The sequence below is a fragment of the Novosphingobium hassiacum genome (assembly GCF_014196055.1).
GTDB lineage: Bacteria > Pseudomonadota > Alphaproteobacteria > Sphingomonadales > Sphingomonadaceae > Novosphingobium > Novosphingobium hassiacum.
In genome coordinates, this window is record NZ_JACICY010000003.1 from 486,883 (window position 1) to 495,425 (window position 8,543).

An 8,543-nucleotide genomic window follows, 5' to 3' on the forward strand; every position below is an offset into this window, starting at 1 on the left:
AATCGTCCAAGGGAAAGGGCCGACCCTCCAATGCGGAGAGCCCGCCCTTCTCTTCTCCCAACCTTACAGCGATTACATCGTGATCTTGGCACCGGCGTAGAGATAACGTCCCACATAACTGATGGGATAGTTGCTCGACGCAATGTCCGGCTGCTGGTCGAAAATGTTGTTACCGCCGACGTAGAAGCGGAACTTGTCGCTCACGTCGAATGCAACATAGACGTCATGCTGCCATTTTTCCTTGTACCACAGGTACTCAGGTGCGGCGATGTCCGGGTTTGCAGCGAGCGTTTCCACCGTGTAGCGGCGGGTCTTGCTGAACCAGCTGATGCCGTAGTTGATCGTCAGGTCGTCCATCTTCCAAGTGATGTCGCCGGTCGCGTTCCACTTCGGGTTATAGGCTTCCAGCCGGTCAACATCGACCGTTGCGCCCGGCGTCGGTATGAATTCGAGCCGGTCGAGATAGCCGCCCGCGACGCCGAGGCTGAAAGTTCCCGCATTATCGGTGCGGAAGGTGTAGTTCAGCTTGAAGTCCGCTCCAGCCGTGCGAAAATTCGCCACGTTCTGCGGCTGGACGAAATAGCTCGAGATGTAGCCCGTGCCCGGTGCACGCGTGACATTATCGCAGAATACGTTGTCGATGCTCGGCTGGTCGACGCAAAGCTCGGCCAGTTCCTGGGCAGTCGGCGTGTTGACCGCGTTCTTGAGCTTGATGTCGTACCAGTCAAACGACGCGATCAGGCCGGGAATGAAACTCGGACGCAGCACGACGCCCGCCGTCCATGTGCGTGCGGTTTCCTCCCGCAGGTTGCGATTACCGCCCGAGAAACCTGGGAGGCTGACTGTTGCCTGGGGATCGTTCTCGGGATTGAACGCAGCGATCTCCGCCGGGGTCAATCCCGCTGCCGTCAGTTGCGCGGTACAGTTGCCAGAGCGGGATGAAGTCCCTTCACTGATGTTGATCGGATCGCACGGATCGCTGATGAGCGAGAACCCGCCATTGCGCGGCGCGAACAGCTCGGTGATGTTCGGCGCACGCACCGCTTCGGACAGAGTTCCGCGGAAGGTGATGTCCGAAATCGGCGCATAAGTGCCGTCGATCTTCCAGGTGGTTGTCTTGCCCACCGTCGAATAATCCGACAGGCGGACCGCCGCGCCGAACGAAAGATTGTGCGCAAACGGCATATCGCGCAGCACCGGCACGGACAGTTCAGCAAAGGCCTCCTTCACATCGAACGAGCCCTGTTCAGGCAGTTGCAACGAAAAGTCCGCCAGTGCGCCCTGCTGGAGCAGTTGGTCAGGCAGGAACGCGCTGGATTCCTTGCGATATTCGCCGCCGATGGCAAAGCCCACCGGCCCGCCCGGCAATTCGAAGAACTGGCCAAAATCGCCCGAGATAGAACCTGAAACAACATGCTGCCGGATCGTCGCTCGGTTCAGGATGTCGGCATTGACCCAGTCGAGCGCGGCCTGGCTGCGCACGCCGTTGCCTAGCAGGTTGAGCGGCAGACACCCGCTGTTCGCCCCCGGCGTGAATGTGGTCGGTGGCGCGTCATAGTTGTTAGGATCGATATTGGCCGAAGGGTCAAGGTTCGAGCGGCAAACCACGTTGCCTGTCCCCGGATCGGTCACCGCATCGACCGCCGCAAAGTAGCGATCGGCGATACGGTAGTTTGTCAGCAGGATCTTCGACTTGGTCTGACCGTAGACGTAGGACAGCTCATAACGGGCATGATCCGAAATCCGCCCTTCGAAACCGCCGACAAGGCGGACCGTCTCACGGTCGTTGTCTTCCCCGCGCACGCCGAGATCGAAGTTGTCGCGCGAGATCAACGCGCCATTCGACGTGTCGGCGATGCCTGCGAAGCGCCGCTCCAGATACGGATTCTCAGGCGTCAGGTACGTGAAGAAATCGAACGACGGCTGCGCCAGCGTGGACGTCTTGTTGCGGACGTACTTGCCTTCGAAGAACACCGAAACTGCATCGCTGAAATCGTAATGCGCCAGCAGGTTGACGTTGTGAACGCGGTTGTAGGCTTGGAGGTCACCCTGATAGCCAGCCAGCGGTGTGGAGTCACCGCCTTGCGTCAGGCCACCCGATGAAGGCAGCAGACGGCCCCGGCGATAGACTGTTCCCGACCCGGTATAGTCGGGAATACCGTCGAAATCTAAGTCGATCGCACCGTCGATGGAACTGTCCGCATAACGCAGGTCATTGGTCGGTACGCGGTCGGGCTTGTTAGGATTGTCGGGAATATCCGTCGGATCGCGAACGAGGCCGAAGCTCTTCAGCGGATTGCCGACATAATCGCGGCGGTCTCCGCTAACGCGGTCAGTTTCGAGGAATTCGTATGACAGCGCGACATTACCACGTCCGTCGGAGAAATTGCGGCCAACAGTAACCGAACCCTGCCGTTGCCCGGCATCGCCCCGGCTGGAAATGCCCATCTGCCCGCTCGCAATCAGCCCTTCGAAATTGCGCTTGAGCCTGAAGTTGACCACGCCCGACACGCCATCGGCACCATAGATGGCCGATGCACCGCCAGTCAGAACATCGATGCCGTCGATCAGGTCCGTCGGGATCGTGTTGATATCTACGGCTGCAGTGCCGGCAAGGCTCGACACATGACGGCGACCATTGACCAGTGTCAGCGTGCGGTTCTCGCCCAGCCCGCGCAAATCGAGCAGTTGCACGCCAACTGCGCCGAAATCGGCATTCGAGCCTGACGTGCGCGAGCCTGTCAGCGAGTTGATCAACGCCGGGTTCTGCGCGAGCGTATCGACGAGCTGGGTGTTGCCCGCCTGCTCGATCGCTTCGGGCGTCACAGTCACCAGTGGGTTAGCAAGGTTATAATCGCTGCGCTGCTGGATGCGGCTGCCGGTGACAATGATCACGGCTTCGGACTCTGAGCTCGTTTCGGCGGTCTGCGGCTCGGTCGTCTGCGCCTCCTGTGCAGATGCGGGAAGCGCCACCACTGCAAGCGTGCTGGCCGACAACAGCATGGCGGTACGAGTGACGGATCTGATCTTCATAATAAGTCCCTGACCTGTTCGCATTCTTTGCGTTGGCGCAGAGAATCCTTAATCTCACCTCACAGGTCAATCGCCCTGAGGTGAGTTGCGACGCGTTTGTCAGATTAAGTTTCATTAAGATGTTTCCGTGCCACACTATAAGGCACGGTTTCTGTGGCACGGCTGACTTGGATTAAGCGCCGCAGGACGCCAAGTTGGCGAGAGAAAGAACGGACTACTCACTGGTGCGGTCAGCCAAAGGGCAGCTAACCGCTCTTGTGCTCTCCAGACGAAACTCTCGGGATCGTCCGCAGCCCCGAACGGTGGTGAGCCGACATGTGAGCCGATGAACAATGGTCGGCTTCAGCCAATCTGTGGCCCGGAACCTGCCGTTCCTGAAAGTCCGCAACCCCGGTCAATAACGGCCGCCAAACTGAGAGCGGAGTAGCCGAAGCGGCATGTCACTCGATCACTCGCCGGACCGATCCGCGTGTGCCCGTGTAAATTGTCCGCGGCAAGTACCTTGCAGCGTCTCCGGCGGTGCGAACATTGGCAAGAGAAAGCATTGCCTTATTGGTCCTTCGTCCGGGTTTCGCGTATCTCAGATCTCGATGTCGCACTGACCAAGATCGCGAGCATCGGGTTGGATTTCGGGACACCTTCAAGAGCGAAGCGCCGCGGATCGGCGAGTAGCTGCGACGTGCCTGATCGGCTTTGTGGCGGCACCCGTTCTGTGGTGGATCGCCGGAAGCAGCCGTGCGGTCTGTCGTCACCAATCCCGGCCACTGGTCTGTCGGCGGTCACTGGTCCTCAACTGCCACTACGAGGGCAAACTCACCTTGCCTTGGCGTTACCGACCGCCATGGCACTGAGCATCGATGCCCTCACCCTACTCTGGAGGCGCATGGAAGAATTGAGATCAAAACACTATACAGCGCAAAACGCACGATATCAGGGTTTTCCGGCGTCTATGGAGGCTTCAAGTAGGGGACTTGGCGGAGCGGGTGGGATCCACAGTTCACCGCTATTGTGCTGATCTATAACATTATTTCTATGAGCAGCTTAAACTTTCCCCACACATTTCCCCACATCAAGTATGTGATAGTCTGGCCCCGAAACTATCGACGTGCCTGCGGCATGCTTGGTTAGTAAATCTCAACGGCGGCGCGAGGCGGTACTGCCACGTGTAATCTGATCTGGCTGTCGGATATAAGGTGCGGCAGATCGAGGCTTTCTTCCTCTTTCTTAAAAGGTTCTGCGCGTGAATGATAAGCGAATTGCGGATCATCGTCTTGATTCTCGATCACCTCCGATGGCCTAGCGCATCGACAGCGTGCAGCCCGCTCAAACGATTTATAACTAAGTGATCCGTTGAAGCCACCTGGAACCGGCCAACAGTATCTCCGTGGCGCTTTCCGCTAGGGGATGGTAGAGGAGGAGGGATCCTTTTCCATCCCACACCTAGCTGTTTTTCAACAATTTCTTGTCTATGACGGCGCAGAATACCCCCATTGATACCTCCAAAATGGGATCTTTGCGGCGGGCCGCACCGGCGGTGCGACGGGATTGCTTTGATGGTCGACTCTGCAATCTGTGGGCTTTTCGACATCGGATGTCATAGGGGAGTTCTTCGGGGCAGGACAGCGTCCAGCTCTATGTCGGCTGGTGGTTCAAGCATGCCGCCGGCCACAAAGTGAAGCGAATTCCGCTCCTGAAGGCTAAAGCTGCGCGCCAAGCTTTTAGAACGGCCGCAGTGTTACACATCTTGCGGCGGCCTCGGGACAAACGACTGCGTGAAGGCCAAACCTTTCGCAGCCTATCAGGCAAGAATGGTCAAGGTTGAAATACCTTTCCGGTGCGGTCAGGCTTCGCGAAGCCGTTTTGAAGACGGTTGCGCTGAGCCAATTGCTCAATCTTGTCCGCCGAGACAATCTGGGTCTAACATGATCCAAGTATCACGTTGATCCCGGTCGCCAAGCGTGAAAATTCATACACGTATAGTTATCCGCGCGAACGGTTGTAAGCGGGTGGATTCTGACTGGAACTGCGAATTGAGGATTTTCCGGCATTTTTTGCCCCGGATGCGCTAAAAACAAGCCCCCTGGGTCACTGCCGTTACCGCCCGTTCAGCGGCAAATGAGATCATGTCACGCAAAAAATCGGCATCCTGACCCTGTTCCCATAACGAGCCTAGGTGCATCATCGGGTCGGTCATTTAATTCCTTCCGTCAGACATGAGTCTTGCAACCCAAACCTATCCTGAAATCACGGTGACTACCTCAACCCGCAGCTAACACCACTCCCCGGGACACCATACTCAGCGAAACGGCCGGAAGAATTGACGCATTTCCTCGCTAAATACCCCGGGTTGCTCCATCGCTGCGAAATGCCCTCCGTTTTGCAATTCATTCCAATAGACAAGGTTGGTGTAGCGTTCCGCCACCATTCTGCGCGAGGGCCGCAAAATTTCCTTCGGGAAAATGCTGCAGCCGGTTGGCATGGTGACTTTGCGCTGATCTGTGAAGGCGGTTGCCGCGCTACGCCAATAGAGCCGGGCGGATGAAGCACCTGTCTGCGTAAGCCAGTACAGCATAATGTTGTCCAGCACTGTATCCCAGCCAAAACTGGTCTCTGGCGCATTGGGGCAATCAGCCCAAGCCTTCAATTTCTCATATATCCACATGGCCTGCCCGATCGGCGAATCCGTCAGCGCATAGCCGATTGTTTGCGGACAGGTGCCTTGCAGCAAGGAATAGCCAGTGCCAGTCGTCACGAAGTCTACGTGATCCTGTGCCGCCTGACGTTCCGCCGGAGTAAGGCCGGGCGTGTCGGGTGGCGGTGGAAAGGCAATTGGCATATTGAGGTGAATGGCGACGCATTCAGGTGGCTGCTGTATCGCCAACTCGGTGGTAATCGCAGCCCCCCAATCGCCGCCTTGCGCCACGAAACGGGCATAACCTAATCGTCGCATCAACTTGATCCAAGCCTCGGCAATATGGCGCACACCCCAATTCTGATCGCTTGGTTTGTCTGAAAACCCGTAGCCAGGAATTGAAGGGATCACCAGATCGAAGGCGTCTTGAGCTTGACCTTCATATGCGCAAGGATTGGTCAGCGGCCCGATCACATTCAAGAATTCAATGATCGAGCCCGGCCAACCATGAGTCAGTAGCAAGGGCAGAGCATTCGCTTCGGGCGATTTTATATGCAGGAAGTGAATGTCCAGCCCGTCGATTTCGGTTTTGAACTGCCCAACGCCATTGAGCACGCGCTCACAACGACGCCAGTCATATGAGGCATGCCAATAGGAACACAATGCCTTGGCTCGGTCGAGTGGAACGCCTTGCGACCAGTCCTCGACGGTTTCTTTTTCGGGCCAGCGTGTCTGGGATAGCCGATATCGCAGCACTTCGAGATCTTCATCCGCAATAGACAGATTGAACGGCCTTATCAACGTTTCTCTCTCCATTTTTTTGGGACATTGTGCGCTCAATTACTACACGACGACCAAAGCGCACTATTATCAGTTCGTGCCGATTGGTAGAAAGCGTGAGCTGCTATGAAACTTAGCACAGAGACACCACACCGAATTCAGAAGATATCCTTTGCCTTGCGCAGAGCGGCGAACGCAGCAACATCATTGCCTGCCCCCCAATGCGCAGAGATTATCGGATCGTCGGCTCTCAAGAAAGGATTGCAGACAAGTTCGCGACATAGCACCGCTGGAACGGTCCACGATCCACGTTCACGCAATGTCTGCACATCATGCACGTAACGGCACAGTTCGGCATTGTCAGGGTCGACGTGTATGGCAAAAAGCGCATTCGATAACGTGTATTCGTGTGAGCTATACATCAGCGATTCAGGGGGTAGTTGGCGCAAACGCTTGAGACTTGCCCAGAATTGGTCCGGATCACCTTCGAACATCCGGCCACAGCCGAGTGGAAACAGCGCATCTCCGACGAAGACTGCTTTCGCTGCCGGAATATGAAATGCAAGGTGCCCCAAGGTGTGACCCCCGACATCAATGATATCGACCAGATTGTCTCCCACCAAGAGCGGGCTGCCTGCTGAGACGGGGTAATCAACGCATTCGATCCGATCTAATTCAAGCAGGGGCGCATAAATTCTGCAATCTGTCGCCGCCTTGATAGCGTAGTTGCCTCCTGCATGGTCGGGGTGCCAGTGTGTGTTCCAGACTTGGGTTATGGTCCACCCCAGACGCCGTGCCTCGCCAAGGCAGGCGTCCGCATCCGGCGTATCGATGCAAACAACCTCGCCACTTGCCTCATCGCGAGCCAGGAACCCGTAGTTGTCGCTCAGACATTCAAACTGGTGGATCTGAATGCCGCCCTGACTTTGAAATGCCGTTTTCAATGTCACAGTCCTCTGGTTGACAGGAGACGCGCGCGTGAATCTCTCAGGAACCCTTGAAAGCTCAACCCTTGAGCACTTCGGCCAGCGTTTCGCCCAGCAGCGAAGGCGAGGACGAGACCTTGATGCCGGCGGCTTCCATCGCCGCGATCTTGCTGTCCGCGTCGCCCTTGCCGCCCGAAACGATCGCGCCGGCGTGGCCCATGCGGCGGCCCGGAGGCGCGGTGCGGCCTGCGATAAAGCCCGCCATCGGCTTCTTGCGCCCGCGCTTGGCTTCGTCGATCAGGAACTGCGCAGCCTGCTCTTCGGCGTCGCCACCGATTTCGCCGATCATGATGATCGACTTGGTCGCGTCATCAGCCAGGAACAGCTCGAGGATGTCGATGAAGTTGGTGCCGTTGACCGGGTCACCACCGATGCCGACAGCCGTCGTCTGGCCAAGGCCGATGTTGGTCGTCTGGAACACCGCTTCATAAGTCAGCGTGCCGGAGCGCGAGACCACGCCCACGGTGCCTTCCTTGAAGATCGAACCCGGCATGATGCCGATCTTGCACTGGTTCGGCGTCAGTACGCCGGGGCAGTTCGGACCGATCAGACGGCTCTTGGAGCCGACCAGCGCGCGCTTGACCTTGACCATGTCGAGCACCGGAATACCCTCGGTGATCGCCACGATCAGTTCCATCTCGGCGTCGATCGCCTCAAGGATCGAGTCGGCGGCGAACGGCGGCGGAACGTAGATGCACGATGCGGTCGCGCCGGTCGCAGCCTTGGCTTCGTGCACGGTGTTGAAGTTGGGCAGGCCGATATGCGTCGTGCCGCCCTTGCCGGGGGTCACGCCGCCGACCATCTGCGTGCCGTATGCCAGCGCCTGTTCGGTATGGAACGTGCCGGTCGCGCCGGTCATGCCCTGCGTGATGACCTTGGTATTCTTGTCGATGAGAATGGACATTTCAGGCTACCTTTCTGACTTCTGAAACGATCTTCTTGGCGGCATCGCCCAGGTCGTTGGCGGCGACGATCGGCAGGCCGGAGTTGGCCAGGATGTCCTTGCCCTGCTGGACATTGGTGCCTTCGAGGCGGACGACGAGGGGAACCTGCAGGTTCACTTCCTTGGCTGCGGCGACGATGCCCTCAGCGATGATGTCGCACTTCATGAT

Annotated in this window: 5 protein-coding genes and 1 pseudogene; all 6 read right to left on the reverse strand. The window is 57.6% G+C overall.

The genetic code is table 11. The features are described from left to right. Nucleotides 1–72 precede the first annotated feature (72 nt). Nucleotides 73–3,033: a TonB-dependent receptor domain-containing protein gene (locus GGQ88_RS09460; RefSeq protein WP_183612892.1), complete on the reverse strand. Its 2,961-nt coding sequence runs from the start codon at nucleotides 3,031–3,033 to the stop codon at nucleotides 73–75. A 2,065-nt stretch (nucleotides 3,034–5,098) separates the two neighbouring features. After that, a complete protein-coding gene (locus tag GGQ88_RS21540; RefSeq protein WP_281372436.1) occupies nucleotides 5,099–5,227 on the reverse strand; it encodes a hypothetical protein in 129 nt (42 codons plus the stop codon). A gap of 102 nt (nucleotides 5,228–5,329) precedes the next feature. Further along, nucleotides 5,330–6,505, reverse strand: coding sequence for an epoxide hydrolase family protein (locus GGQ88_RS09465; RefSeq protein ID WP_246385712.1), 1,176 nt, complete (start codon nucleotides 6,503–6,505; stop codon nucleotides 5,330–5,332). A gap of 98 nt (nucleotides 6,506–6,603) precedes the next feature. After that, on the reverse strand, nucleotides 6,604–7,389 hold the full coding sequence (gene gloB, locus GGQ88_RS09470) for a hydroxyacylglutathione hydrolase (RefSeq protein ID WP_221214583.1): 786 nt from the start codon (nucleotides 7,387–7,389) through the stop codon (nucleotides 6,604–6,606). Nucleotides 7,390–7,450: 61 nt separating this feature from the next. Then, a complete protein-coding gene (gene sucD, locus GGQ88_RS09475; protein ID WP_183612893.1) occupies nucleotides 7,451–8,335 on the reverse strand; it encodes a succinate--CoA ligase subunit alpha in 885 nt (294 codons plus the stop codon). Between the two features lies 1 nt (nucleotide 8,336). After that, nucleotides 8,337–8,543, reverse strand: a pseudogene (gene sucC / locus GGQ88_RS09480) (succinate--CoA ligase subunit beta); the annotation flags it as partial.

What these genes read in the sequence shown, in the direction of transcription:
- GGQ88_RS09460 (WP_183612892.1), bottom strand. Translation starts at nt 3,033, where the DNA reads ATGAAGATCAGATCCGTCACTCGTACCGCCATGCTGTTGTCGGCCAGC.
- GGQ88_RS21540 (WP_281372436.1), bottom strand. Translation starts at nt 5,227, where the DNA reads ATGACCGACCCGATGATGCACCTAGGCTCGTTATGGGAACAGGGTCAG.
- sucD (WP_183612893.1), bottom strand. Translation starts at nt 8,335, where the DNA reads ATGTCCATTCTCATCGACAAGAATACCAAGGTCATCACGCAGGGCATG.